26 protein-coding genes and 1 riboswitch are annotated in these 26,189 nt (G+C 52.4%); of the genes, 15 read left to right on the top strand and 11 right to left on the bottom strand.

Translation table 11 applies throughout. The annotated features are described in order from the left end of the window. Window positions 1–76: 76 nt before the first annotated feature. Complete coding sequence (locus CCE92_RS04515) at window positions 77–1,078, bottom strand: ion channel (protein ID WP_088006331.1); 1,002 nt, start codon at window positions 1,076–1,078, stop codon at window positions 77–79. Between the two features lie 34 nt (window positions 1,079–1,112). Continuing rightward, a complete protein-coding gene (locus CCE92_RS04510) occupies window positions 1,113–1,793 on the bottom strand; it encodes a CPBP family intramembrane glutamic endopeptidase (RefSeq protein WP_162287809.1) in 681 nt (226 codons plus the stop codon). A gap of 109 nt (window positions 1,794–1,902) precedes the next feature. Here CCE92_RS04510 and CCE92_RS04505 point away from each other — a divergent pair, with 109 nt between their 5' ends. The 7 genes from CCE92_RS04505 (at window position 1,903) to CCE92_RS04475 (ending at window position 9,070) form a co-directional block, all read left to right on the top strand. Further along, entirely contained in the window at window positions 1,903–2,595 is a 693-nt protein-coding gene (locus tag CCE92_RS04505; protein WP_088006329.1) for a response regulator transcription factor, read from the top strand. Continuing rightward, window positions 2,592–3,920: a sensor histidine kinase gene (locus CCE92_RS04500; RefSeq protein ID WP_088006328.1), complete on the top strand. Its 1,329-nt coding sequence runs from the start codon at window positions 2,592–2,594 to the stop codon at window positions 3,918–3,920. The genes CCE92_RS04505 and CCE92_RS04500 overlap by 4 nt, the downstream gene beginning before the upstream one ends. A gap of 80 nt (window positions 3,921–4,000) precedes the next feature. Next, window positions 4,001–4,519, top strand: a complete 519-nt coding sequence (locus tag CCE92_RS04495; RefSeq protein WP_088006327.1) for a PepSY domain-containing protein — start codon at window positions 4,001–4,003, stop codon at window positions 4,517–4,519. Window positions 4,520–4,682: 163 nt separating this feature from the next. Beyond that, window positions 4,683–5,627, top strand: coding sequence for a type I pantothenate kinase (gene coaA, locus CCE92_RS04490; protein WP_338152457.1), 945 nt, complete (start codon window positions 4,683–4,685; stop codon window positions 5,625–5,627). 109 nt (window positions 5,628–5,736) lie between these two features. Then, window positions 5,737–5,882: riboswitch (cyclic di-AMP (ydaO/yuaA leader) on the top strand. A 76-nt stretch (window positions 5,883–5,958) separates the two neighbouring features. Beyond that, the gene (locus CCE92_RS04485; RefSeq protein WP_088006325.1) at window positions 5,959–6,975 is read left to right on the top strand and encodes an ion channel; all 1,017 of its coding nucleotides are present in this window, start codon (window positions 5,959–5,961) and stop codon (window positions 6,973–6,975) included. Window positions 6,976–7,014: 39 nt separating this feature from the next. Beyond that, window positions 7,015–7,671 carry a potassium channel family protein gene (locus tag CCE92_RS04480; protein WP_088006324.1) on the top strand — a complete coding sequence of 219 codons (657 nt, stop codon included), beginning with the start codon at window positions 7,015–7,017 and terminating at the stop codon, window positions 7,669–7,671. Between the two features lie 34 nt (window positions 7,672–7,705). Further along, window positions 7,706–9,070, top strand: coding sequence for a TrkH family potassium uptake protein (locus CCE92_RS04475; protein WP_088006323.1), 1,365 nt, complete (start codon window positions 7,706–7,708; stop codon window positions 9,068–9,070). A gap of 270 nt (window positions 9,071–9,340) precedes the next feature. Here CCE92_RS04475 and CCE92_RS04470 read toward each other — a convergent pair whose 3' ends face one another. From CCE92_RS04470 to CCE92_RS04460, 3 genes are all read right to left on the bottom strand, one after another. Then, a complete protein-coding gene (locus tag CCE92_RS04470; RefSeq protein WP_241535875.1) occupies window positions 9,341–10,942 on the bottom strand; it encodes a cbb3-type cytochrome c oxidase subunit I in 1,602 nt (533 codons plus the stop codon). Between the two features lie 109 nt (window positions 10,943–11,051). After that, window positions 11,052–11,552, bottom strand: a complete 501-nt coding sequence (locus tag CCE92_RS04465; protein ID WP_088006321.1) for a cytochrome c oxidase subunit II — start codon at window positions 11,550–11,552, stop codon at window positions 11,052–11,054. An 18-nt stretch (window positions 11,553–11,570) separates the two neighbouring features. After that, the gene (locus CCE92_RS04460; protein ID WP_088006320.1) at window positions 11,571–11,702 is read right to left on the bottom strand and encodes a cytochrome c oxidase subunit 2A; all 132 of its coding nucleotides are present in this window, start codon (window positions 11,700–11,702) and stop codon (window positions 11,571–11,573) included. A gap of 144 nt (window positions 11,703–11,846) precedes the next feature. Between CCE92_RS04460 and CCE92_RS04455 the strand changes: the two genes are divergently transcribed. From CCE92_RS04455 to CCE92_RS04445, 3 genes are all read left to right on the top strand, one after another. Further along, the gene (locus CCE92_RS04455; protein ID WP_088006319.1) at window positions 11,847–12,605 is read left to right on the top strand and encodes an SDR family NAD(P)-dependent oxidoreductase; all 759 of its coding nucleotides are present in this window, start codon (window positions 11,847–11,849) and stop codon (window positions 12,603–12,605) included. Window positions 12,606–12,728: 123 nt separating this feature from the next. After that, on the top strand, window positions 12,729–16,310 hold the full coding sequence (locus tag CCE92_RS04450; RefSeq protein ID WP_088006318.1) for a dynamin family protein: 3,582 nt from the start codon (window positions 12,729–12,731) through the stop codon (window positions 16,308–16,310). Beyond that, window positions 16,259–17,242 carry a sulfurtransferase gene (locus CCE92_RS04445; protein ID WP_241535872.1) on the top strand — a complete coding sequence of 328 codons (984 nt, stop codon included), beginning with the start codon at window positions 16,259–16,261 and terminating at the stop codon, window positions 17,240–17,242. The genes CCE92_RS04450 and CCE92_RS04445 overlap by 52 nt, the downstream gene beginning before the upstream one ends. 70 nt (window positions 17,243–17,312) lie before the next feature. Here the strand turns inward: CCE92_RS04445 and CCE92_RS04440 are convergent, their stop codons facing one another. Next, a complete protein-coding gene (locus tag CCE92_RS04440) occupies window positions 17,313–18,617 on the bottom strand; it encodes a hemolysin family protein (RefSeq protein ID WP_277621513.1) in 1,305 nt (434 codons plus the stop codon). A gap of 252 nt (window positions 18,618–18,869) precedes the next feature. Between CCE92_RS04440 and CCE92_RS04435 the strand changes: the two genes are divergently transcribed. The 3 genes from CCE92_RS04435 to CCE92_RS04425 are packed head-to-tail and all read left to right on the top strand — an operon-like array spanning window position 18,870 to window position 21,111. Beyond that, window positions 18,870–20,408: an amidohydrolase gene (locus CCE92_RS04435; protein WP_088006334.1), complete on the top strand. Its 1,539-nt coding sequence runs from the start codon at window positions 18,870–18,872 to the stop codon at window positions 20,406–20,408. Next, a complete protein-coding gene (locus CCE92_RS04430; protein ID WP_241535870.1) occupies window positions 20,408–20,614 on the top strand; it encodes a hypothetical protein in 207 nt (68 codons plus the stop codon). Before CCE92_RS04435 ends, CCE92_RS04430 begins: the two co-directional genes overlap by 1 nt. Beyond that, complete coding sequence (locus CCE92_RS04425; RefSeq protein ID WP_088006315.1) at window positions 20,611–21,111, top strand: cupin domain-containing protein; 501 nt, start codon at window positions 20,611–20,613, stop codon at window positions 21,109–21,111. Before CCE92_RS04430 ends, CCE92_RS04425 begins: the two co-directional genes overlap by 4 nt. A 42-nt stretch (window positions 21,112–21,153) precedes the next feature. On the opposite strand, the gene CCE92_RS04420 is transcribed toward CCE92_RS04425, so the two are convergent. Then, complete coding sequence (locus CCE92_RS04420) at window positions 21,154–21,798, bottom strand: SDR family oxidoreductase (protein WP_088006314.1); 645 nt, start codon at window positions 21,796–21,798, stop codon at window positions 21,154–21,156. A gap of 124 nt (window positions 21,799–21,922) precedes the next feature. On the opposite strand from CCE92_RS04420, the gene CCE92_RS04415 reads away from it, so the two are divergent. Next, a complete protein-coding gene (locus tag CCE92_RS04415; RefSeq protein ID WP_088006313.1) occupies window positions 21,923–22,933 on the top strand; it encodes a S66 family peptidase in 1,011 nt (336 codons plus the stop codon). Window positions 22,934–22,980: 47 nt separating this feature from the next. After that, the gene (locus tag CCE92_RS04410) at window positions 22,981–23,475 is read left to right on the top strand and encodes a GNAT family N-acetyltransferase (RefSeq protein ID WP_162287808.1); all 495 of its coding nucleotides are present in this window, start codon (window positions 22,981–22,983) and stop codon (window positions 23,473–23,475) included. Window positions 23,476–23,581: 106 nt separating this feature from the next. Here CCE92_RS04410 and CCE92_RS04405 read toward each other — a convergent pair whose 3' ends face one another. The 4 genes from CCE92_RS04405 to CCE92_RS04390 form a co-directional block, all read right to left on the bottom strand. Then, a complete protein-coding gene (locus CCE92_RS04405; protein WP_088006311.1) occupies window positions 23,582–24,613 on the bottom strand; it encodes a PQQ-dependent sugar dehydrogenase in 1,032 nt (343 codons plus the stop codon). Between the two features lie 20 nt (window positions 24,614–24,633). Then, on the bottom strand, window positions 24,634–24,963 hold the full coding sequence (locus CCE92_RS04400) for a hypothetical protein (protein WP_088006310.1): 330 nt from the start codon (window positions 24,961–24,963) through the stop codon (window positions 24,634–24,636). Between the two features lie 97 nt (window positions 24,964–25,060). After that, a complete protein-coding gene (locus CCE92_RS04395; protein WP_088006309.1) occupies window positions 25,061–25,450 on the bottom strand; it encodes a ribonuclease HI family protein in 390 nt (129 codons plus the stop codon). Continuing rightward, the gene (locus CCE92_RS04390; RefSeq protein WP_088006308.1) at window positions 25,402–26,142 is read right to left on the bottom strand and encodes a queuosine precursor transporter; all 741 of its coding nucleotides are present in this window, start codon (window positions 26,140–26,142) and stop codon (window positions 25,402–25,404) included. Before CCE92_RS04390 ends, CCE92_RS04395 begins: the two co-directional genes overlap by 49 nt. Window positions 26,143–26,189: the final 47 nt, after the last annotated feature.

The raw sequence follows: 26,189 nt of genomic DNA, 5'->3' as shown, positions 1-26,189 counted from the left end.
CCATTAATTTAGGTTAGCCCAATCCGAAGGCGTGCAATCAGGGCTTTTAGTTTTACAGCTTGCTGTACGGTCTAAATCAGTTCTCACTTTTTTCAGGCCAGTCTCTCGCATCCGATTTCACGATTCCGTACAATCTTTTGCGGTGCTCCGTCCACTTATCGAGCTGCTTATTGAACTCATGGTCATCCATCGTCGGCAATCCGGCATCCCGGAGGAAATCCAAATCCGCCCTTGGAGGTTCTTCTCTTGAAGAGGAGACGAATGCCGATGTGAGTGTCACAAGATATTCTTGAATGGTGGACCTCGCAGCTTCCAGCAAAAGCATATTGGGCTGATTCCGTTCCGGCACCCCGAATTTCAAGATCATCAGCGCTTCGTCGAGAGCCGCTACCGCGTACGGTGCAGATTGTTTAACGTCTCTCGGATGGTAGTAATGAAGGATGGGATACGCATTGTGCTGGGCCGTCAGTGTGCTGAGCTGAGCTGAAGTGGCGTTAAGGATCAAGTCGATATTTCCGAAGTCTTTCCCATCCCATGCCTTCTTGACGATTTCAGAACCCGTCATGCCAAGCCCGGTGATCGACGAGGCGAAAGAACGCTGGGTGGTGACGGCCCCCAGGACCGAAAGGACGTAAGAGGCGCCGAGTGTGATGAACAGAAAACCGTTTCCCGCTGCGACCGCGGATATCACCTGCCAAATTCCATCTTTCGGGACGTAATCCCCGATTCCAAGTGTGAAGATCAGATAGCCGGTAAAATAAATTCGCTCTGTCCATGACACCGGCAAATCATCCCGTGTATCTAGGAATGTTTCTTCCCCGCCGGCAAAAATGAACAGCCAGCCGCCCCATGTCAGCGCAATCCAAGTCATGAGTGTAATCATGAGTATCAACGGACCGGTAATACTGAGTGCGAGCGACTTGTCCCGCGAAAAGAACCGGACGGTCTTGTAGGCGGCGGAAGAAAGCCGGCTGGAGACCGGTCCCCCGCCGCCATCCACCCAGATCGATGTCCATAAAATGTCCACAGTCACTAAAATGAGCAATCCGATTCCGAACACTAAAAACAGTATTTCCATTGGCGAACTCCTTCCCTTGCCAACGCCGATTCTGTCAGCTGAACATGCCGAACATATGGAATCCGATCAGCACGATGGCAATGTCAGCGAAAATATGTACGATCCATGAACTGATGAACGAATCTGACCGGGATACGAGCCAGTCGAACAAAAAACCGACACCGATCAGGCCGGCCAGCGCGAGTAAGGTGACCGGCAGTGAAAACCAGCTCTGGAAAATGGCAATGTGATACAGCCCGAACAGCAGCGATGAAAAAACATAGGCAGTTGTTCTATACCCCAATCGATGGAGTTCTAAAAAAAGGAATCCCCGGAAAAAGAATTCCTCCAGAAGCGAATTGAGAAATGTGACGTAAAAAGCGACGAAAACGAAAACCTGCGGCGTGATGCCTAACTTCGTCTCCATTTCATAGGCGATGGCAGCCAGGTCGATGGATTCCTGCAGGATGAAAAAGGCGGCAAGAACTGCGGAGAACGCAGCGAACCCGAACAGGAAGGCGGGGATCAATCCGCGCCAGCCTGCATTTTTCAATGCGAGGATTTCAGAAAGCCGGCCTTGCTTGATCTTCCATACATAAAACAAAGGCAGGAGGATGAACAGCACCAGCTTCACCGCCGTCTTCACTGCGTAATTCACATCGAGGACCTGCTCGATGATGTACAGAAACAGGCAGGCGCAGACGCCCGCCGTTATAATCCACATAGCTTTTCCCACATTTTCCGCCTCCTGTTCCTCTTTGCATTTTACCATACGTGTGTGGCGGACCAATGAAAAGTCCTGTAAACTTGCCAGTAGCACAATCAATGCAGGGGAGATGGTCGCCATGAAAGGCAGAATCCTGATCATAGAAGACGACCCGCACATTTCAAGGATACTAGAACTGGAATTGCAGCACGAAGGCTATGAAACCAGAAAGTATGCCGACGGCAAGGATGGACTTGCCGCCGCTTCGGACGGCAGCTGGGATGTCATCCTCCTGGATGTCATGCTGCCGGGACTGAACGGGCTGGAAGTTCTCCGCAGGCTGCGGGAGACCGATGAAACACCGGTCATCCTGCTGACCGCCAGGGGCGCGCTTCCCGATAAAGTGAGCGGCCTGGATCTGGGCGCCAATGATTATATGACGAAACCTTTTGAAATCGAAGAACTGCTGGCAAGGATCCGGGTGATGCAGCGGGCCGGACAGCGGACAGGAACCGGTTCCGAAGACGGCCTGAAGACACACGGTAAGCTGACGGTGAATGAAAGGACGAGGGAAGTGAATTATGGCGGCCAGCCGATCGACCTGACACGCCGGGAATACGACCTGCTCGTCTTCTTCATTGAACATCCGGACCAAGTGTTCGAGCGCGATCAAATACTCCGGCACGTTTGGGGCTATGATTATGCGGGGGAAACGAACGTCGTGGATGTGTATGTGAGGTATTTGCGTAAGAAAATCGAACAGCCGTTCAGCCATCCGCTTATCCGGACGGTCCGCGGCGTAGGATACCGTTTAGAGGAGTCCGGCCGATGAATCTCCGTACACGGATCATGCTGCTGTCGGTTTTGATTTCCGGCCTGATTTTCACGGCGGCCGGATCAGGAGTCTATATTATTTATAAGGAATCGCTTCTCAACCGTGCTGAGAACGCACTGGAAACGAAAGCGGGCCTGATTTCAGACAATGAAACACCTGCTTTCACCAAGGGCGGATTGGAAGAATGGCTGGAACAGTTCGAAGAGGATGACTGGCGCCTCTGGGTATTCGATGAAGAAGATCGTCTTCTTGCAGAGGCCGGAGAAGAAGATGAATTCAGTTATGCTCAGCTCCGGTCACTGGCTGCGGACGGGGAACTGCTGACTGGCGCCTTTAGTTTGGATGGAACGCCTGATGCATCGGCGGAAACACTCGTCCTCGCATATAGCCTGGAAGAGACGGAAGAAGAGCTTCAGCTGCTGCTCGGGATACTGGGCGGTGCGCTTCTGGCAGTCATGATCTTGGCTGCGGCGGGCGGTCGGTTTCTGGCTTTCACGATTCTGAAACCGATCAGCCGGCTGATACAGACGATGGAACACAATGAAAAACGGGACACATTCGAACGGATCGCTGTTTCCGGCAGTCCGGGGGATGAACTTCAGCGGATGGCGGTCACTTTCAACAGCATGATGAGCAAAATGGAAGCGAATTTTGAGCGGCAGAAGTCGTTCGTATCCGATGCTTCCCACGAGCTGAAAACGCCGATCACAGTGATCGAAAGCTATGCGGCTCTCCTTGGCCGTTGGGGCGGAGAAGACAAGGAAGTACGGGAAGAAGCGGTAGGCACCATCCGCTCCGAGACGAAGCGGATGAAGGCGATGGTTCATGCCCTCCTCGAACTGGCGTCACTGCAGGACTCTGGCCAGGAACTTGTGAAGGAGCCGGTGGATCTTACGGAAGCTGTCAGGAACGCGGCAAAAGAAATGGAAGCGGTCTATCACCGTCCGGTTGGCCTTGACCTCCCGGATGCTCCTGTGGTGGCGGAAGGAAATCCGGAAAATATCCGGCAGCTTCTCGTGATCTTGCTGGATAATGCCCTGAAGTATAGTGGGACGACGGTGCAGGCTGCAGTCAAAGAAGAAAAAAATTATGTTATCCTGACGATCGCCGATGAAGGCATCGGCATTCCGGAGGAAGAACAGGATCTTGTGTTCGAACGGTTCTACCGGGTCGATAAATCCCGCCAAAGACAGACGGGCGGGACAGGTCTTGGACTGGCGATTGCAAAGTCCATCGTCGGTCAGCACGGCGGACAAATCACCCTCAAAAGCAAGGAGAACGAAGGGACCACAGTCACGGTCACGCTGCCGCGGAAATTCTAATCGTATTTTAATCAAATACAAAGGATGCGTTAATTTCCTCCGGGTATTATGGGATTATACAGCGAAGGAGGAATTCAATCATGAAGAAAAACACGAAAATCGCAGCCATTTCAGCGGCAGCAGTCATTGGGATCACCGGAATCGCAGCGGGCGGCCAAGTGTTCGCAAATACAGGTGCCGGCGAAGCGGGACTCCCGCAGGCTGAAGAGGCAGCATTGGCAGAAGTGGCGGGCGAAGTGATCTCTTCGGACTTTGAACAGGAGGATGGCACAACAGAATACGAATTCGAGATCCGGACCGAGGATGGGGCCGTCCGTGAAGTGGAAGTCCGAGACGGCACTGTCATCTCGGATGAAGAAGACGATGAAGGAGAAGAACAGGAAGAATCGGCTGATTTCGAAGGGGCAGCCATTTCAAAAGACGAAGCGCAGCAGCTCGCTCTTGATGCGGTGCCAGGCACCGTGACCGAAACGGAGGCCGACGGGGAAAACGGCACACCGGTGTATGAGTTTGAAATCGCCGCCGAAGACGGCAACGAGTTCAGTGTTGAAGTGAATGCGGAAACCGGTGACGTAAAAACCGAAAATGAAGACGACTGAAACAGCATATGAATGGAAAAGGGGCGGCTTCTGACGGAGCCGCCCCTTTTGCAATGGATGGAAATTCGTAGCGGATTGTGGAAGCCGGCAAAGGCGATGTGTATAATTGGGGGGACAGCATGGAAATTCGGACAGTTTGCGCTGCAGGATCCGGGAGGTAATGATGATCGCCGAAAAATTTTCCCCTTACATATCCTTTTCACGGAAAGAATGGGCCGCGCTCAGGTCAAACACCCCGCTTATGCTCACAGCAGAAGAAATCGAGGAACTCCAGGGAATCAATGAGCACATGTCGATAACGGAAGTGGAAGAAATTTACCTTCCGCTTATCCGGCTGCTCGGTCTGCATGTGGAAGGGGCACGTAAACTCCATTCCGTGACAGACCAGTTTTTCAGGCAGGAGACCCCCAAGACGCCGTTCATCATTGGTGTGGCGGGCAGTGTAGCTGTCGGAAAAAGCACGACATCCCGGATCCTCCAAGCCCTTCTGTCATACCAGCCAGGTCGGCCGAAAGTCGATCTTGTGACGACGGACGGATTCCTTTATCCGAACAGCGTGCTGGAGGAACAGGGGCTGATGGGCAAAAAAGGATTCCCTGAAAGCTATGATATAAAGGCGCTCGTTCAGTTTCTGAGTGATTTGAAGTCAGGCAATGAACACGTGGCGGCTCCCGTCTATTCCCATCTTCATTATGATATTATGCCGGAAGAAAAAATCGAACTTCAGAGTCCGGACATCGTCATCATTGAAGGGATCAATGTCCTTCAAATTCCGAAGCATGAAGGCGAGCGATCGCCAAGCGTCTACGTGTCGGATTTCTTCGACCTTTCGCTATATGTGGATGCCCATGAATCCGATATCGAACGGTGGTACCTGGAGCGTTTCCGCCTGCTGAAGCAGACGGCATTCCGGCAGCCGGAGTCGTTCTTCAACCGCTACGCTTCCATGTCTGAGGAAGAAACAGAAGCGTTTGCCCGGGATGTGTGGCACCGGATCAACCGGCGCAATCTCGAACTCAACATCCGGCCGACGAAGAACCGGGCCGATATCATTATCCGGAAGGGTCCTGATCACACGGTCTCCCATATCGAATTGAGGAAAATTTGATTCATCATAATCAGACAGGGCCGATCTTTTCGGGACTGTCTTTTTCATGTTGACTTCCAATCCAAACAAGAGTAAATTTAACGGTGTTAATTGAATAAACCTGCAATAAGCCTTTTATTCGCTGAATCCGTAATGGAGCGGAGGAACCATTTTTGGCATGTACTTTGCCTTGGGGTGAATCTTATTCTTGTTAAGAAGGGGTACTCTCAACCCCTAACCCGACAGCTAACTTCGCAAGCGTTTTGTATACAAGAGAGGAGGCCGGCAATCCGGCGGCCATCATTTCCTGATGGCTTTTTTGCGTTCTTTTTTAAGGGAAGGGGGATGACGGTTGTTCGAACTGATGAAAAAAGTTGTGCAGGTCAGTGCGCTTAAACTCGTGCTGGTCACTGCCTTATTTTACGTATCGAGTGCATTCATCATTTATTTTATCGAACCAGACACATTCCACAATCCGTTCATCGGATTTTGGTGGGTCATGACGACGGTGACCACAATCGGTTTCGGCGATTATGCGCCTGTGACTGTTCCGGGAATGGTCTTCGCCATGTTCCTTTACTTGTCCGGCATCGGTTTGATCGGTGTCATTATCGGAAAAGTGGTGGATTTATACATGTACTTCGGGAGGCTTAAAATGACGGGAAAACTTGACTACAGAGGGAAAGGGCACTTTATAATCGTCGGCTGGTCAAAAAACGCTGAGAAGACGGTTCATGAATTACTGGAAGCTAAAAATGCCCAGCGGGATGTGGTGCTGATCGGTAGACTGGCTGAGGCGCCGCTCATTCATGAAAGATTCCACTATATCAGCGGTGATCCGACAGAAACGGAAGTACTGGAACGGGCAAATATCAAAAGAGCTGATTCCGTATCGGTATTTTCTTCTGAAGATGAAGATGAAGTGCTCGCAGATGGAAAAACTCTTTTGATCGCCTCAGCTATCGAAAAATATGCAATAGAACACAGTGTGCAGGTCTATACGATTGTGGAAATCGTCCATGAACGGCATATCGGGATGTTTAAGCATGCGCATGTCGATGAATTCGTCCTGTCCAGTGAAGCATTCCCTCATTTAATGGCGAAGACGCTGCTTCACCATGGTGCAAGTCAGCTGTTCATGCAGCTCCTCAGTGATACTTTCGGTGATAACTTGTGGGAAATCAAACCGGATAGCAGCTGGAGAACTTATGGAGATGCGTTTGAGGCATTAAAAAATAAAGGGGCGAATCTCGTAGCGGAAGGCCAGGACTTCGGTGTTATCCGAAAGCTGGATGAACCGCTCCCTGAAAATGCACGTCTTTACATCATCTGTGACCAGAAAACATTCAATTCTTTAAAAGGCGATTAAAGGACAGTCAATGTCCGCGGTCGGAGAGCAGGTAAATTTATGAAAAAACAATGCATTATTATCGGGCTTGGCAGATTCGGGTCCAGTGTGTGCCTGGAGCTTGCCCGTCTTGGACACGATTTGCTGATCATCGACCAGAAGGAGGAACGGGTGAACGCCCTAAGGAAGTATGCGACACATTCGGCAGTCGTGAATGCTATGGACGAGAATGCTTTGCGTTCACTTGGGGCAGGTAACGTGGAACAGGCGGTAGTCGCGATAGGGGATGATATACACGCCAGCGTTCTCTGCACCCTTCTTCTAAAAGAACTCGGAATCAGTAAAGTTTGGGTGAAGGCAAGAGATCCGCAGCATCGGCTGATCTTAGAACGCATCGGTGCAGACAGGGTGATACAGCCGGAACATGACATGGGAATCCGTATTGCCCAAAATCTGGATTCGGAAAAAATCATCGATTACATTGAAATATCAAAGGATTACAGCATCATTGAGATGGCCGCGACTGAAAAAGCGGATGGAAAGTCGCTGGAGCAGATGGAAGTGAGGGCTAAGTTCCATTGCATGGTGCTGGCGGTAAAGCGGGGAGAAGAAGTGAATTTGGCTCCGCTGCCAACTGATATTATCGATAAAAACGATATGCTGGTCGTCATGGGCCATCGGAAAGATCTGAAGCGTTTCGAGGAAAAAGGGCTTTAAACAGGCATTTTGTTTAAGTGAATGGAGATAAGCAATGGTTAAACTGTCGAAGTATTTCAAAGTAAGCTATTTTTCAACTGTACAGCTGATTGTTTTGTTTTACGGGATTGCTGTCCTGTTTTCGACGGCGCTGCTGAGTCTGCCTTTCCTCCATGAAGAGGGGGTGGAACTTTCTGTTACAGATGTGATATTCACTGCAGTGAGCGCCATTAGCGTGACGGGATTAACCGTTGTCCCGACGGCTGATACGTTCAATGTCTGGGGAATCCTGGCTCTGGCTTTCATTCTCCAATTTGGCGGAATCGGGATTATGACACTCGGTACGTTCATTTGGGTCTTACTAGGAAAACGCATCGGACTCAGGGAAAGACAGCTGATTCAAATCGATCAGAACAGGACTTCGCTTGAAGGTCTGGTTAAGTTGATGCTGAAAATATTAAAAACCATCCTTGTCATCGAAGCGATAGGGACCATTATCCTCAGTACATATTTTTTAACGTATTTCGACACTTGGCAGGAGGCCTGGCTCCAAGGATTGTTTGCTGCAGTAAGTGCCACAACGAATGCCGGGTTCGATATTACGGGGGTATCACTTATTCCTTTTGCCAATGATTATTTCGTTCAGACCATCAATATAATTCTCCTGGTCCTGGGAGCTATCGGATTTCCGGTATTGATCGAAGTACAGGATTTTTTGAAGGGCGAAACGAAATATGGTCGGGCCCATTACAGTTTTTCCCTCTTTACAAAACTGACTGTCATCACTTTCTTTGCGCTGATTGCGGTCGGTGCGATTTTGATGCTCATATTGGAGCATCAGCATTTTCTGGCCGGTATGGAATGGCACCGCCGAATATTTTACAGCCTTTTTCAATCGGTCACGACCCGTAACGGGGGACTGGCTACAATGGACGTCAGCGAATTGTCGGTCCCTACTTTAATTGTGTTCTGTGTCCTGATGTTCATAGGAGCGTCCCCCAGCAGTGTAGGCGGCGGAATCAGAACGACGACATTTGCGATCATGGTGCTGACAATCTATAACTTCGCGCGGGGACGGACGGCTGTAAAAGTGTTTCAGAGGGAACTCGACACCGACGATATAATCCGGTCTTTCATCGTTATTTCTACAGCTGTCAGCCTGTGTATTACTGCGATTGTCTTACTGATGATCACTGAAACTCTTCCGCTGCTGCCCATAGCATTCGAGGTGTTTTCGGCTTTCGGGACAACAGGGCTTTCTATGGGAATCACTGCCGATTTAAGTACCGCAGGAAAATACATCATTATATCGCTTATGTTTATCGGACGAATCGGTATTTTTTCATTTTTGTTCATTATTAGAGGAAATGTCGGAAAAGACAAATACCATTATCCGAAAGAGAAAGTCATCATCGGCTGAAGCCGCCTTGAGCCGCTCAGGCAATGCAGTCGGAGGGATGACATTCTCCTCCCTCTTATTTAGCAAAAAAACATTTCGCCGAACGGCAGCTGTCACCCGGTTTCAAACAGCTGGGCACAGTATTAATAAGTAAAAAATTACAGAAGGAATGAAAAATCAAAACCAACCGACTAAATAAGGAAGCAAGCCATCCGTACCACCGGATTCCGGAACCAGCGGCGGAAAAAGCAAAAAGCAGGAGCTGACATGCAGCCCCTGCAGGTGATTGATTCACCAAAGTTTGTATCCGACAGAACCCGGGGGTCCGTTTTGCATCATATCGATGAATGGAATGGTATATGCCAGCAAGATCAGCGCGACACATATGGTGATCCACATTTTCCAATTTTCGAGGAACATCGGTGTTTGTTGGGCGCCTTCCGAAACTTCAGCGACCGGATATTCCTGAACTCCTTTCGGTGCAAAAAATGCAAGCTGTAGGAAGATGTAAATGATCAGCACAATGCCGATGAAGAGAATCGTTCCGCCGACCGCTTGCGCAAGCTGGTAAGGGACCCATTCGGCCGCCTGTTCAGACCCACCATAAGTTGAAAAGTTCGACCGGCGGGGAGCCCCCATCAGGCCGACGATGTGCATGGCGCCTGACATGATGCTCATCCCGACTGTCCAGACAATGCCCTGGATGATTCCGAGGCGGTTAAGCTTCGGCGTCAGCTTCCGGCCCGTCAAATGAGGGATCAGCCAATACATTGCTCCGAAAAATGTCAGTACGACAGTCGTGGCGACTGTCAGATGGAAGTGGCCGGTCACCCAGATGGTATTGTGGATTACCTGGTTCATCTGATGGGAAGCGTTGATGATTCCGCCCGCACCAGCCGGAATGAATGCGACCATTCCGATGAACGGAACGACAAACCGGACATCATCCCAAGGGAGTTTTTTAAAGAAACTGAAAAGCCCTGTGGCCCCTTTTGCCCGTCCGACCGACTCGAATGTCGCGAACATCGCGAACGCAGTCATCAGGGAAGGGATGACGACCATGAATGTCAGGACGACCTGCAGGAACTTCCAGAACGCATCGATTCCCGGCTCGGTGAGCTGATGATGGAACCCGACCGGAATCGAGAAAAGCAAAAACAGCAGGAACGAAAGACGGGCGAGAGAATCCGAAAAGATTTTGCCGCCGATGATTTTCGGGATGATGGTGTACCAGACCATGTACGCGGGCAGCAGCCAAAAATAAACGAGCGGATGACCGAAATACCAGAACAAGGTCCGGCTCATCAGGACGTCGATCCTCTCCACGAGACCGAGGGACCATGGCAGGAACTGGAACAGCACAGCGACTGCGACGCCGATCGAGCAGATGACCCACATCAAGTTGTTCACGACGACCATGAAACTCAAGAGGGGCCCCGGCTGCTTGCCGTTTTCGCGTTTCCATTGCGCATAGCGGGCAATCTGGGCAAAAGCCCCGATCCATGATCCGACGACCACGAATGCCAGGCCGAGGTAGAAAATCCAATGGGCCATCAGCGGCGCGTAAAACGTGTAAAGGACGGAAGCTTCATTCAGCAGCACCATGACAGCGGCCATGATGGTCCCGGCCGTCATGACCGAAAAACCTGTCCATCCCCAGAACCGCTGTTTATCCGACAGTGTTCCGGCGGTCCGGCTGACTGCGGAAATCTGGAATCCGAAAATGAAGAAAGTGGTCAGGATCAGTCCGAGGAGAATTCCGTGGACAGTCAGGACCTGATAGTAGCCGATGCCGAACGGAAGCTGGAACTGACCGGATCTGACCATCACTTGGACAAGACCGGCAAGTCCGCCGAGAAGAAGCGCGGTCATCGCCACATAAATATGCGCCATCGCCAGCTTTGCATCCCGGCGGTCGACGGTTTCTCTTTTTTCCGTTTTCAAGCCTTGGGTAAGGAAGCTTTTTTTAAGGATGATCCCAGCGGCCGTCCGGCCATCCTGTTTACTGCTGTTCGCGTTTTTCATCCGGATCCACCACTTTCAGTTTAGCTGACATCGCTGTATGGCCGACGCCGCAATATTCGTTGCACAAAATCAAAAATTCGCCGGGCTTATCCACCGTGGTGACGAATTCGGAGACGTACCCGGGTTCGAGCATCATGTTGATGTTCGTTCCGGCAATCTGGAAACCATGGACCACATCCTTCGTCGTGGCGATGAATTTGACTTTCGAACCGAGCGGCACTTCGAATTCATTCGGCGTGTACATGAATGCAGCCGCGACCACCACGACCTCATAATCCCATTCTTCGCCCTCCACTTTTCGGACGCCCGGGTTATCAAAAGGGGCGATTTCGTCGACATGTTCCTGATTGATGTAGACTTGTGCGCTAGGCGGATGCGCTCCCGCATGGAAGGCGCTGAAGCCGACGATGCTGAGAAAAACGACTAGGCAGGTGATGCCGAACGTCAGCCACCATTTTTCGTATTTATGAATGTGCATGCTTATTCCCCTTCCTTGTTAAAAACGGCTTAAAAATAAATCGAATACGAAGACCCATGACGCGATGAGAAACAGTCCGAGAATCATGACGGCAGCCAGTGTGCCGTTCAGTTTTTCCTCTTCCTTTTCTTTATGGTTGCGGCGTGTCATGTGCTCCACTTCCTTTCTTCGTTGGATTGTGTTCCCATCATAATTTTTCAGACAACGGGAATCTGTGATAAAAATCACACTATACTGCTGAATTTGTGAAGGATATGTGAAGTTCGACTATACTGGGAAAAGGAGGGGATTTACATGCTGAAATCATTCAGTCTGGAAGGAAAGACCGCTATCGTAACAGGAGCGGGAAGAGGGATCGGAAAAGCGATCGCTCTTGCATTTGCGGAAGCTGGCGCCAATCTGGTGCTTGTTTCGCGTACAGAAGAACAGCTGAAGGAAGTCCAGGAGGAAATCGGCAACGGCCGGACGATCCGGGCGGCAGCGGATATTACGGACCGGCAGCAGGTGAGAGAAGCGGTTGAGAAAGCGGCAGCCCATTTCGGCCAAATCGATGTCCTTGTCAACAATGCCGGAATGAATATCCGGAGGAACGCAGAAGAAGCAACAGACGAAGACTGGCGCACTATAATGGACACCAATGCGCAAAGCGTTTTTATTTGTTCGCAGGAAGTTGTGAAACATATGACTGCCGGCGGCGCCATCCTCAACATCTCTTCAGTGGGCGGGGCGACGGCATTGAAAACGGGCGTCATTTATGCGGCTTCAAAAGCGGCGATCATTCAAATGACGAAAGTGATGGCGATGGAGTGGGGTGAACGGAACATCAGGGTGAACGCGATCGGCCCTTGGTATTTCAATACGCCGCTTACAGCCCAGCTGCTGCAGGATGAAGATTACCTGGATTCGATAAAAGCTGTGACACCGATGAAACGGGTGGGGGAACTGGCGGAAGTGGCTTCACCGGCTGTGTTCCTCGCTTCCGACGCAGCGAGCTACATCACGGGGCAGACGCTGTTCGTGGATGGCGGGATGACCATCCATGGCTTTTCGTGAATAAACCGGCTGTAATTCTCTAAGCGGCCGCGCCGGCAAGTCCAGGCAGAACCGGTCATTTTCTCCTCCTGCCGTGAAATGGTATGATGGACAAAGCACACAGACAGAAGGAGAGCCACGTTTATGGAAGCTGCAGAACAACAGAAAACATTGACAGAAATAGCCCGCTTATTTGCCATTTTCGAGAAAAATGGAGATGCGGAACGGATGCAAAAAGCGCAGCTTTTAGCGGAAAAAGTGATGAAAGAGCAGTTCATCATCGGATTCGCCGGACATTTTTCGTCCGGGAAATCAACGATGATCAATGCCTTGACTGGAGAAACAATCTTACCGTCCAGTCCGATTCCGACAAGCGCCACGATTGTCACGGTCCGGAAAGCGGAACGGGATTTTGCCCTCGTGCGGCTGAAAGACCGGCCGGCCGTAAAATTCTCGGATCACGAGCAGATGGCATCATTGAAGGAATTCGCTAAAAGCGGTGATGTGGAACGGATCGAAATCGGACACGCCGATTCTTCGCTCCCTCCAGGAATCACGGTTATGGACACACCGGGCGTGGATTCGGTCGATGATGCACACCGGCGGTCGACAGAATCCGCCCTCCATCTGGCCGATTTGGTCTTTTATGTGATGGATTATAACCATGTGCAGTCAGAGCTCAACTTTACGTTTACGAGACAGCTGCAGAAGTATACACAGCTGCACTTGATTGTGAATCAGATCGATAAGCACAGAGCCGATGAACTGTCGTTTGACGCCTTCAGGAATTCTGTGAAGGACGCCTTCCGTTCATGGGGCGTCGAACCGGACGGGTTTTATTTCACGTCCTTGAAAGATCGGGAGCTGGAAGAAAACGATTTTGCAGCCGTCCGGCAGCTCGTGGATGAGGCGATGCACCATAAAGGCGATTATGCCGGACAAATGGCTGTTGCGGCATTGGAAAAGCTTCGGGCGGAACACACGGCGTTTTTGGAAGAGGAAAAGCGGGAGCAGCTTGAGCTGTTCCGCGACGTCCTGTCACCGGACGAGTGGGAGCGGCGGGACGAGATCCGCCAGAAACAGGAGCGGCTCCGGGACAGCCGTGAACTTGCTGATTTCAGCGAATGGCAAGCTTCTTTCGCTAAAAAAAGGAATGAATTGCTCAATAATGCGACGATCACGCCTTACGAAGTGCGGGAAGCGCTGGAAAGTGTATTGGAGGCAAGGCAGCCTGATTTCAAGGTGGGCGTCCTGTTCGCCGGGAAAAAAACAGAAGAAGAACGGCAGCGCAGACAGCGTGTGCTGTCCGAAAAACTGCAGTCGGAAGTCAAGAAGCAGATCGAACCCCATATGAGGACGCTCATGAAGCGGCAGCTGAAGAATGTGGGGCTCTTGACGGACGACAGGGCGCTGGCCATCGAAGAGATGGATTTTGAGGTTCCTGGAGACACGATGGAAGAAGCGATCCCTGACCAGGCGGCTGTAAACGGGACGGCTGTTTTGAATACCGGCAGGCAAATCACCGAGAACATCCGGAGGTGGTTCCGGAAACAGACGGACCGGTGGGCGTCCGGTCAGGAAACAGCGTTCAGCGCGCTGCCGGCAGACAGTGTGGAAACGGAAGTCCAACAGCAGCTGCTGGAGCAGAAAACGCTGGCCATCGCGACCCTGGAAGAGACCGAGGCACGGAACACGGCCGTCGAGCGTTCCCTGCGGGCTCCTCAGCCGTCGGAACTGAAAGAGGCTGAACACCGGTCGGCAGAATGGCGGCGTGAATTCACCGGAATGGAAACCGGAGCAGTGGAGTTCCAGCCATCAATGCTGGAGCAGAAGCTTCAGGAAGCGGTGCCGGAAGAAGCCGGTCAGCAGGCGGAAGAGAAATATGATGAGAAGAAAATCATCAGGAAAGCACAGGAAACGGCGGAATCGGTGTCGGAAATCAAAGGCTTTGCTGAGGCCGCCCGCTATCTCGAGCGGAAGGCCGAGGGGCTGCGGGACAAGGAATTCACCGTTGCGCTGTTCGGCGCGTTCAGCGCGGGGAAATCCTCATTTGCCAATGCCTTGTTAGGGGATAAGGTACTTCCGGTATCCCCGAATCCGACCACTGCCGCCATCAATAGGATCCGTCCTGTTACGGATAAAGACAAACATGAAACGGCCAGCGTCCATTTAAAGACGGAAGCCATGCTCACTGAAGATGTCCGGCGTTCGTTCTCAGCCCTCGGCCGGGAAGTCGGGACGCTGGATGAAGCTTATGAACTCGCAGGGTCGGACTGGTTTGCGGAAGCTGATCAGCATAGTGTCCATCAGTCGTTCATCAGTGCGTTCAGGGAAGGGTACAGCCGTTTCAAAGGGGAACTCGGTGAAACTGTGACGGTCGGCCGCCCGGAATTTGTGAAATTCGTCTCGGAAGAAGCCCGAAGCTGCTTCGTCGAATCCGTCGATTTCTATTACGATTCACCGCTGACCCGGAGCGGCGTCACGCTCGTCGATACGCCGGGAGCCGACTCCATCAATGCCCGGCATACCGGCGTAGCGTTCAATTACATCAAGAATGCCGATGCCATTCTTTTCATCACCTACTATAATCATGCATTCGCGCGCGCAGACCGCGAGTTCCTCATCCAGCTCGGGCGAGTCAAAGACGCCTTCGAAATGGATAAAATGTTCTTTTTGGTGAACGCCATCGACCTGGCTGAAGATGAGGAAGAAAAGGAAGCCGTCCTAACCTATGTCAGGAACGAACTGCAGCGGTTCGGTATCCGGTTTCCGCGGCTTTCCGGTGTTTCGAGCAAAGGGGCACTGGAAGACAGAAACGCTTCAGGTTTTCCTGAATTTGAAACCGATTTCCATCAATTCCTGGATGGTGAACTGAAAGGTCTTGCACTGCGGGCCCTTCAAGAAGCCACCGGCAATACCATCAGCCGTCTGAAAAACTTGATCCGGCAGACCGAACGCAATGCTTTGAGAAAAGATGAGCGGCTGGCGGAACTCCGGGAAATGGAACAGGCGGTCCGGAAGCAGCTGAGTTCTTCGGCCGCACCAGCCATGACAAAAGAAGCGGAAAGGGAACTGTCAGAGCTGCTCACTTATGTAAAACAGCGGGTGTTTTACCGGTTCGGTGACTTCTTTAAAGAAGCGTACAACCCTTCGACGTTCAACGGAAAGCCTTCGAACGAAGCGCTGCGCATCGCTTTGGAGGAGCTGATCGGGATGACCGCTTTCGATCTGCGGCAGGAGGTCCGGGCGACGGCGCTCCGGATGCTCCGTTTCGCCGGCCAGCGATTCGATGATAGATTCCGGGAAGAAGCGGAAAAGCTGCAGGCGGTGAACAATGATTTTTCATACACGCCGTATGAGACGTCCGATGCCGATGTGCCGGAGCCGGGCTGGCCGTTCCGGAATGCGGATTATTCCGGAGCGAACCGGCTGTTCCGCGGAACGAAAGACTTCTTTGAACGCAATGGCAAAGAAAAAGTCAAAACCGCGCTGCTGGAGAAACTGGAGCCGGATACCGGCAAGTTCCTTGTAGAGGAAAAGCGGCTGCTTCAGAACTGGATCGCCAACTGGATCGATCATGAAGCGGAAGGTCTCCGGCATCATCTTCTCAGGCAGTCGGTGGAGGCGATAGAAGCGGAACGCTCGCTGCTGAACGAGCAGGAGAAATTAACAGAATGGAAGAAGATCCTGGCGCAGCTGGATCAGGAAAGGGTGATGCAGTCATGACAGTTTGGACCGATTCACTTGGAAATAACAGGACGAAATGGATCGATGCACGGTTCGATCTGTCAGAACCGGATGCCGGCCGGCGGATGTTCGAAAAAGAACATATTAAAGGCGCGGTGTTCTGGGATCTCGAGAAAGATTTGTCGGATATGGCAGCTGAAGGCGGCCGCCATCCGATGCCATCGGATGACCAGCTGACCGCTCTTATCCGGCGGAGCGGATTAAACGAAGAAGATGAAATCATCATCTATGATCAGGGCGGCGCTCCGTATGCCGCCCGCGCCTGGTGGCTCCTGAAGTATGCCGGGTTCCCGAATGCGGCCATCAGCCGCAATGGTTTTGAAAAACTGAAAGCGCTGGGTGCGGAGACGACTTCGGAAATGACGGTTCCGCAGCCTTCGGAAACTGTGCCGGTTTTCAACAGAGCGATCGAGGCTGACCGGGAAGATGTGAAAGAAGCGGTTGCCGGCAGGGAGGAGACGGCCCTGATCGATGCCCGTTCAGAAGAACGGTACCGGGGCTTCCATGAGCCGATCGATCCCGTAGCCGGAAGGATTCCGGGAGCGAGGAACTTTGACTGGTCCCGGCTTGTTGAAGAAGGGGAATTCCGGGAGAATCCGGATTTCACAGGTGTGATCGTGCCGCATGAAAAGGCGATCCTTTATTGCGGCAGCGGCGTGACGGCCGCCGCTTTGTTCGCTGCAATGACAGAAGCCGGGCATGACAACATTAAGCTTTATGCGGGCAGCTATTCGGACTGGATTTCAGACGAAACGAACACGGTTGAATTTGACCGGCCTGCCCATCCGGAAGCGGCGGATGACGAAACAAAAGCCCTGCTCGGCCGGCTGATCGCTGAAGGTTACAGCGGTGAAATGCTGATGAAGAAGTTCGAATATGAAAAAACGCAGCTTAATAAAGAGGAAGATTAGGCTTGGCAAGCGGGATGCTTGCAGGCTATCCATAAAAAAACCGGCTTCCCGCGGAGGGAGCCGGCTTTTTCTAATCGGTTTCGTGATCATCAGCAGGATTCAGATCCTGTTCAGTCCGCATCATGAGCACCTGGATGATGGTATGGTTGTCCTTTTCCTGGACGGTGAAGGTGTGGGTACCCGTCGTGATGGATTCGCCTTCAGAGATTTCTGTATCATAAGCCTGCATCCAGCCGCCGATGGTGTCGATATCTTCACTTTCCTCGAATTCCACACCGAAACGCTCTTCCAGTTCTTCAAGGAGCACACGGCCGCTCAGCATGTAACGGAAAGAATCGATCTCGCGGATGTCCTCGATTTCATCATCATCGAATTCATCGCGGATATCCCCGACGATCTCTTCCAGAATATCCTCCATTGTAATCATCCCCGCCGTGCCTCCGTACTCATCGATGATGATTGCGACATGGACCCGGTTCTGCTGCATCGTCAAAAGGACGTCCTGGATGGGGGCATTATCATGAATGAATGGCAGATCGTGCACGACCAGGCAGGCAGTGAGATCCTCGCGGTACGTATAAAGCGTCAGCATTTCTTTGACGTTCACGAAACCGATGATGTCATCCTTATCCCCTTTTTCAGTCACCGGATAGCGGGTGAACTGGTGTTCCCGCAGCTCTTCCAGCAATTCATCATGCGTCATATCGAGCGAGATGACCTCCATTTGTGTGCGCGGCAGCATGATATCTTTGGCCACCCGTTCATCGAAGGAGAAAATGTTCTGCATATATGAAAGCTCTGTCTGGTTGATTTCCCCACTGTTGTAGCTCTGCGTCATGATGATTTTCAATTCTTCTTCCGAATGGGCTTTGCCGTGCCCTGCCGGTTCAACGCCGAACGCCCGAAGGACGATGCGGGCAGAACCGGACAAAATCCAGACAAAGGGCGCCATCAGTTTCCCCGTCACGTAAAGGGGGCGGGCAAGGGCGAGTGTGACCCGCTCGGCGTGCTGCACGGCCATAGACCGCGGGGCAAGTTCACCGAACACCACGAAAAAGAACGCGACGCATACGAATGAAATCAGGAAGGCCAGCCATTCTGCCGCTGAATCACTGAAAGCCAGATCCTCGAAGAAAGAAAAGAGGAGGACTTCCACCGCTTCAGCACCGATCCAGCCAAGGCCCAGCGCTGTAATCGTGATGCCGAGCTGGCAGGTGGATAAGTAATGGTCCAGATCCGCCATGATTTTCTGCACGAGCCGAGCCGGTTTGCTGCCTTCGGAAGCAAGCTGCTCAATCCGTGACATCCGAACTTTGACGACTGCGAATTCCGCGCCGACAAAAAAAGCTGCAAGCATGATAAGAAAAATAACCAATACAATGTTCCATATCTGTATACTGTCCAATCGGGTCCCCGGTCAGCCGGGGTTCACCTCCGCAAATTCGTAATGAAACCAGTATACCGTATTCGTGAAAACGTTGCCAATGGAGGAACGGATTTTCTGGCAGAACCGGGTTTGGAAGAATAGCCAGGTTGTATAAAAAGCCGGATGGCCGTATAGTAAAACGTGAAGAAGAAGTAGGAGGGAACTGCATTGGAACTGTGGCACAACGGAACGATTTATACTATGAATAAAGAAGGCGAAACCTCGGAGGCGGTCCTTGTCAATGACGGAGTCATTGCGGCAATCGGTTCATACAGCGAGCTGAAGCCGCAGGCCGACAGAGAAATCGACCTGGAAGGGAACGTCCTGTATCCCGGATTTGTGGACAGCCATCTCCACCTGATCGGCCACGGCCAAAAACTGCTGCAGCTCGACTTGTCAAAAGTGCAGAGTTCGGCTGATATGAGAGATCGGCTCGTACAGGAGGCAGGGAAACTGGCGCCGGGTGAGTGGCTGATCGGCGACGGCTGGGATGAGAATAATTTTCCGGACCGGAAAATTTTCCACAGGCAGGAACTCGACGAAATCACAGAATCGCCGATGGTGCTCCGTCGTGTCTGCAGACATGCGCTTTTGGCGAACTCCGCCGCGCTCGAACTGGCGGGTATTACGGATCACACAGAAAATCCGGATGGCGGCCTGATCGTGAAAGATGCCGATGGCCAGCCGACAGGCTATCTGCATGACGCAGCACAGGAAATCATGCTCGCGGCAATGCCGGAACCGAGCCTGAACGAATTGACCCGAGCGGTCGACACAGCGGTGAAGGACATGCTATCGCTCGGTCTGACAGGTGCCCATACGGAAGACATGGCCTATTATGGCGCATATTCCCGTCCGCTGGAAGCGTTCAAGAATGTCATCGGGGAGAATTTGAAATTCCGGGCTCATCTCCTGCGCCATCACGCGGTTTTCGAGGAAATGGAACAGCATGCGGTCTACAAAGAGCCTTTCATCGATCCAGGCCCGATGAAAATATTCGCGGACGGTGCACTCGGCGGCCGGACAGCGCTGCTGACAACCCCTTACACGGACGATCCATCTGCAAGCGGAGTGGCGATCCATTCACCGGACGGATTGCGGGAACTCGTGGCCAAAGCACGCCGGTATCAGGAAGCGGTCGCAATCCATGTAATCGGTGATCTGGCACTCGAAATGGCGCTGGATGCACTGGAAGCGCATCCGGTGCCTGCAGGAAAGCGGGACCGGCTCATCCATACGGTCGTGGTGCGGGAAGATCTCGTCCAGAGGATGCAGAAGCTTGATTTGGCTCTTGATCTGCAGCCCCAGTTCGTTTCATCGGACTTCCCATGGGTCATGGAACGGCTCGGCAATGAACGGCTCGAATGGTCCTATGCTTGGAACCGGCTGATCAACAGCGGGCTCATCTGTGCCGGCGGATCGGATGCGCCCGTCGAAGACGTGGATCCGCTGCTCGGCATCCATGCCGCTGTCACCCGGCGGAGAGCAGGAGAATTGCACGAGGGATATATGCCGCAGGAAAAATTGTCCCGGTTCGAGGCGATCAGGCTTTATACGGCCGGAAGTGCCGGTGCGATCAGGAAAGAGGACTCCAGAGGGAAAGTCGCACCCGGATTCGATGCGGATTTTACCGTTCTGGACCGGGATCTGTTCAAAGTTGAAGAGGATGATATCCTGAAGGCGGAAACTATCCTAACGGTCGTCGACGGGGATGTCATGTACCGGAAAGGAGAAAAATGATGGAGACACCTGAACAGATCATCACCCTGCTGCGGAAGGCGGAAAAACATGGGGCGGATTTGAAAAGTCCAAAGTCGGTCGTCTCATACTGGCTGACGCTTGGCGAGAAAGAGAACATTCTCTGGTTTTACAAGCCAGGGACGATTGAATTCGATTTCGATAAATACGAGCAGGCTGTCAAAGACATGAAAGCGGTCGGGGAATGATAAGGGAAAGTGCGCCGACGGCCAAGGACTGGATCCGTCACCTCGGAATGGAACGTCATCCGGAAGGCGGCTACTACAGCGCGTCATTCGCCGCTGAAGATTTTATTCATCCGAAAACTCATGGCGGCAGCCGGAAGCTGTACACGAGCATTTATTTTCTTCTGGAGCAAGGCGATGTCTCCCGTTTCCATCGGCTGAAGTCGGACGAACTGTGGTATTTTCACGCGGGAAGTGCGCTGACTGTGCACAGGATCTCACCGGATGGCAGGCTTCTTTCGGAAGCGCTCGGACTGGATATCCAAAGCGGCGAGCGGCCGCAGCTTCTTGTCCCGGCAGGAGACATTTTCGGCTCTGAACTGTCAGATGATGGTGCTTATGCGCTCGTCGGCTGCATGGTGTCGCCCGGCTTTGACTTTGCGGATTTCGAACTGTTCAATCAGCAAGAGCTGCTTACCAAGTTCCCGCAGCACGGGCCGGTCATCCGGCGGCTGACATAAATAGAGGCTGACTCCGATTTCAGGAGTCAGCCTCTATTTTGCTTATAGTTTCGCCAGCGCGTTTTCGATGCTGTCGTTGCCGGTGAGGAGATCGAATGATTTATTGTACGTTTTTTCGTTCTCCAGCGAGTGGAGCAGGACGCGTGCCACATCCTCACGCGGAATCACACCGCGGTCAAGATGATAAGCGGCGGACACTTTCCCTGTGCCTTCGTCGTCTGTCAGACCGCCGGGCCGGACAATCGTATAATTGAGGCCGCTCGCCCGAAGGATGTTATCCGCGTGGTGCTTTGCCACGTAGTATGGCGCCATCTCTTCTGTCCAGTGTTCGCGCCGGTCCGCAAATATGGCACTGACCATGATGAACCGCCCAGTGTTAAGACGGCCGGCAGCCTCGATCGCTTTCGCGGCTCCGTCCAAATCGATGAGGAGGGTTTTATCCGGTCCGGTATGGCCGCCGCTTCCTGCAGTGAAAACGACCGCATCCATCCCTTCCATTGCAGAAGCGAGATCTTCCACGCTTCCTTCCAGGCTGGCGACCACCGATTCCACGCCCAGTTTGTCGAACTTCTCTTTCTGTTCTTTTTTCCGGATCAGCGCTTTCGGCGTATGCCGTCCGTCTTCAGCGAGCATTCTGACGAATTGCCTGCCGATTTTGCCGTTGGCCCCGATAACTAGAACTTTCATTTCCCATCAGACTCCTCTCCATTGAATTCCCCTGTACTTTACCCTTCAAAATTCGAAGATAACCTTCCGGAATTCTGTCCGTTCTGTATAATGGAGAGAAAACCGAAACAGGCGGGTGACAATAATGATCAAGTATCCGGACAGACGGCTGCAGACGGTCGGGGTGACCGCTCCTTCTTCAGGGGTGCCTGAAGCGCTCCATCATTTGATCCATGACTCGGCTGTCCGTCAAAATAAAAGAGGCCTGGCTGTTGTGGCAGGAGAGACGGTGTGGACACAAAAACATGCAAAATCAGCAGCAGCCCGAAAACGGGCAACGGAACTCCATACCATGCTCAGCGATGACTCCATCGATTTCATCATGCCGCCATGGGGCGACGAATTGCTTCTGGAAATGCTGGAGTTTTTGGATTTCAGCAGCATTCCGAAGAAATGGATCCTCGGCTACTCCGATGTCAGCGCGCTTTTACTGGCAATTACACTCCGCACAGGCATCGCGACCGCCCATGGAACAAATTTCGTGGATATCCGGGGAGAGAAGATGGACGAAACGACCGCCCGGTTTCTGGACGTGCTGCAGACAGCTCCGGGAGAAACAGTCGGGCAGGTCTCTTCCGCACGGTATCAAAAGGAATGGCGGCACGACGCACCGTCGGATTCCGTGTTTCATTTAACTGAAAAGACCGAATGGAAGACAATTTCCGGCAAAAAGGAGGTTTTCGAAGGACGGCTTTTGGGCGGCTGCATCGATGTGATCCGTCATCTGGTCGGAACTCCTTTCGGCGGCGTCGACGCATTCAGGAACAGGCATATTCCGGGAGACCCGGTAGTCTGGTATTTGGAGAATTGCGAGCTGACGACCACTGATCTGAAACGTTCACTTGTCCAGATGAAGTATGCCGGCTGGTTCGAAAACTGCACCGGGATTTTGTTCGGCCGCAGCGCGGCAAATATGCCGGTGGGAGACTATACGTCGCGGGTGGTTTATGAAGAATTGGCTGAGGATTTGGATATACCCGTCGTATTCGACATTGATTGCGGCCACCAGCCGCCGCAGTTGACGTTCGTCAACGGGGCATGGGCGGAAATCGATGTGGCAGACGGGAAAGGGATTGTACACCAGACGTTCCGCTGACTGTTCTGTTTTGGAACGGATATTTTTGGAGAAAGGCAGGGGGGAATATGCAAATAAGAATGCTGGGACCGGATGATGCGGAACGGTACTTCGCTCTGCGGCTTGAAGCGCTCGAAAACAATCCTGAAGCGTTTGCGACAACTCTGGAAGACGCAAAGAAGACCACTTTTGAAAAATACCGGGACCGCTTGTCCTCACCGTCTTCCGCGACGATCGGCCTGTTCGACGGCGCGGATCTGGTCGGCAATGTCACGGTGCGCAAAGAGACGATACCGAAAATGGCGCACCGGGCAACCTTGCTGGCCATGTATGTAACACCACGGAAACGGGGGAACGGTTCCGGTCGGAAGCTCGTGGAAGCGGCGGTCGCACTTGCTTTGGAAATGGAAGCTGAACAGTTGTATCTTGCTGTCGTTTCAACGAACGAAGCGGCAAAACAGCTGTACCGCAGAAGCGGCTTCGAGAAATTCGGAACGGACCGGCGGGCGATGAAACATGAAGGCCGCTATATCGATGAAGACCTGATGGTGAAGTTTTTATAGAAAAAGAGCGCCGGAAACTGTTCCGGCGCTCTTTATTGCCCGTTTACTGCCGAAAAGGATCTGTTTACTACCCAACCTTCCTTATTTACTACCGAATCTCACTTGTTTACTGCCAAACCATCGGAACAGCGATCAGTTTATCGTCATCCGGCGATGGATGGCCGCGCCCGTCCGTGTTGTTCGTGATGAAGTACAGCGTATCACCGGAAATCAGCACATCGCGGTCCCTGCCGAACCCTTTGATGGATGCCGTCACTTCTTTGCCGTCGAGGTTCAGGAAATGGATGGCGCCGCCGCGCAGTGTCGCGATGATCAGTTGCCCGTCAGCGGCGGCCATACCGCTCGGTGCCCATGTCTCGTCGGGGCCGGTCGTGAAAAAGGGAGTCTCATATCCATCTTTTGTCTCTTTTCCTTCAATCACCGGCCAGCCGTAATTCCGGCCTTCAAGGATCCGATTGATTTCGTCATTGGCGGACTGTCCGTGTTCGGATGCATACAAGGCTCCTTCGTGCCAGGCGAATCCTTGCGGGTTCCGATGGTCGGCGGAATAAATGCTGAATCCGCCTTCCGGATCCATTTTAAGGATCTTGCCGTTCAGGACATCCGGATCCTGGGCAAGGCCTGCCGATGAAGCATCCCCGATGGAAGCGAAAAGTGTGCCGTCCGGGCTGATGGCAAGCCGCCCGCCGTGATGGACTGGACCGGTCGCCACACCGTCCAGATGGACGTCCGTTTCATGCCAGGTACCGTCCTTCAACGTGAGGGTGACGATTTTGTTGAATGACCGGCCGTCCTGTTCATACACATAATAGGCGAATGCTTCCCGATTTTCATCGAACCCCGGCTTCAGGACGAAGCCGAGGAAGCCTGCTTCTGCCGCATCGGATAGCGGATTGGCGAAGCGGACCGGCTGACGGACAGCAGAACCGTTTTCTTCCACAAAAACGACAGCGCCTGTGCGTTCCGAAATAAAGAAGCCTTCATCATTTTTATTGAGTTGCCAAGGCACTTCAAGGTTTTCGGCCAAGACGGCAGCTCCCGGTCCTGCAGCTGGATCTTCTGGATTTTCCGCTGGTCCGGACGGCTGCATGGTACAGGATGACAGCAGCAGAGCGATCGCCATAGCGGCAGTTCTCATCGCTTTTCTCCTCCCGGAAATCAGTCTTTTTGGGCTTTTTTCGCCGGCATGGCAAGATCGAGTATGACGAACAAGAGCGTGACGGCCAGCAGGCCATTCACCAAGGCTTCGCTGAAGAGCCGGTCCCGGAGCATGAGGGCGACAGTCAGCGCATAAAAGGAAACGTGAGCCGCGCGTGCCGTCCATGGATAGACGTTTCGCGGATAGCGGAGGCGCGACAGCCGGAACGCAAAGAAGGCTGACAGGATGATGATATACGTGATCAGGCTGAACGTTTCCGTATAAACATTCAGCAGCAAATAAATGACAAGAGGGATTACATACAGCAGCGAGAATTTCACTTTCAGCACCTCAAATTCATTCCAATGGATTTCTATTTCATTTTATCAGACTGAGAGCGGCATACGAATGAAAAACCCGAACCACGAGGTCCGGGCGGGTGTTCTGTTACTTATGGGCGCGGAGTGCTTCTTTTGCCAGCGCATCCGCCGCGCGATTCTCAGAATCCGGGATCCACTTGATGAAACAGTAGTCGAACGTTTCCGCCAGCGCGAGCGCTTCCGCGAGATAAGGCTGGAATTTCGGGTTTTTCACACGGCCGCGTTCGAATGCATCCACGGCGACTTTTGAATCCGATTTGATGGAAACCATGCCGGTGGTCAGCTTTGCGGCTTTCCGCAGTCCGAGAACGAGCGCCTTGAATTCTGCTTCATGGTTGTCCATCTCACCGAGATATTCGCCCATTTTCAGTTGGTGGCCTTCCCCGCGGATGAAAATTCCGGCAGCGCTTACTTGCGGAGTTCCGGCTGTCGCTGCATCGGTGAAGAGTTCAAGCATTTGTCCACCTGCTTTTCTTCTTGCGGCGTGATTTTTTTCGCCAAGTATCCGAACGGCGTGTCAAGTGCCGCCACGATGAATTTCAAGATATAGGTCGAGATGAAAATCTGGAGCCAGACATTGAACGGAAAAGTCCCATAGAACGCGATGACTGTGAAAATGAGGGTATCCAGCAGCTGGCTGATCATGGTCGATCCGTTGTTGCGGATCCAGAATTGGCTGTCTTTCGGAAAAAGTTTTTTCAGGAGCGTGAAGATGTGGACATCCAGCAGCTGGCTCGCGATATAGGCGATCATGCTGCCGAGCGCAATCCGCGGGATGAGTCCGAATATCGTTGCCAGTGCTCCCTGGGCAAAGTCGCTTTCCGCCGGCTGGAACTGCAAGGCGAACTGCATGGCGATCATCATGATGACAAGCGATGAAAAACCGAGCCAAACCGCTTTCTGCGCGTCTTTCCGGCCGTACTTCTCGTTAAGGATATCCGTCGCCAGAAACGTCGATGCATACAGGCTGTTCCCCAATGTGGCGGTAAGGCCGATGATTTCGATGGTTTTGGTCACTTGGATGTTCGCAAGAATGGTCGAAATGGCCACCCAGGCGAACAGTCCGGTGCGCCCGAATAACCTGTACATGACGAGCAGCGCCGTGAAATTGAGCAGGGCAAAACCAAGCCCCCAGAACTCATTGAACATAAAAAAAGCCTCCTGTAGTTTTGATAACGCGGGAGTTTGCGAACCGC

The sequence above is a fragment of the Indiicoccus explosivorum genome (assembly GCF_002167005.1).
GTDB lineage: Bacteria > Bacillota > Bacilli > Bacillales_A > Planococcaceae > Indiicoccus > Indiicoccus explosivorum.
Note: the sequence above shows the minus strand (reverse complement) of the source record. Positions and strands in the feature narration are given on the sequence as shown.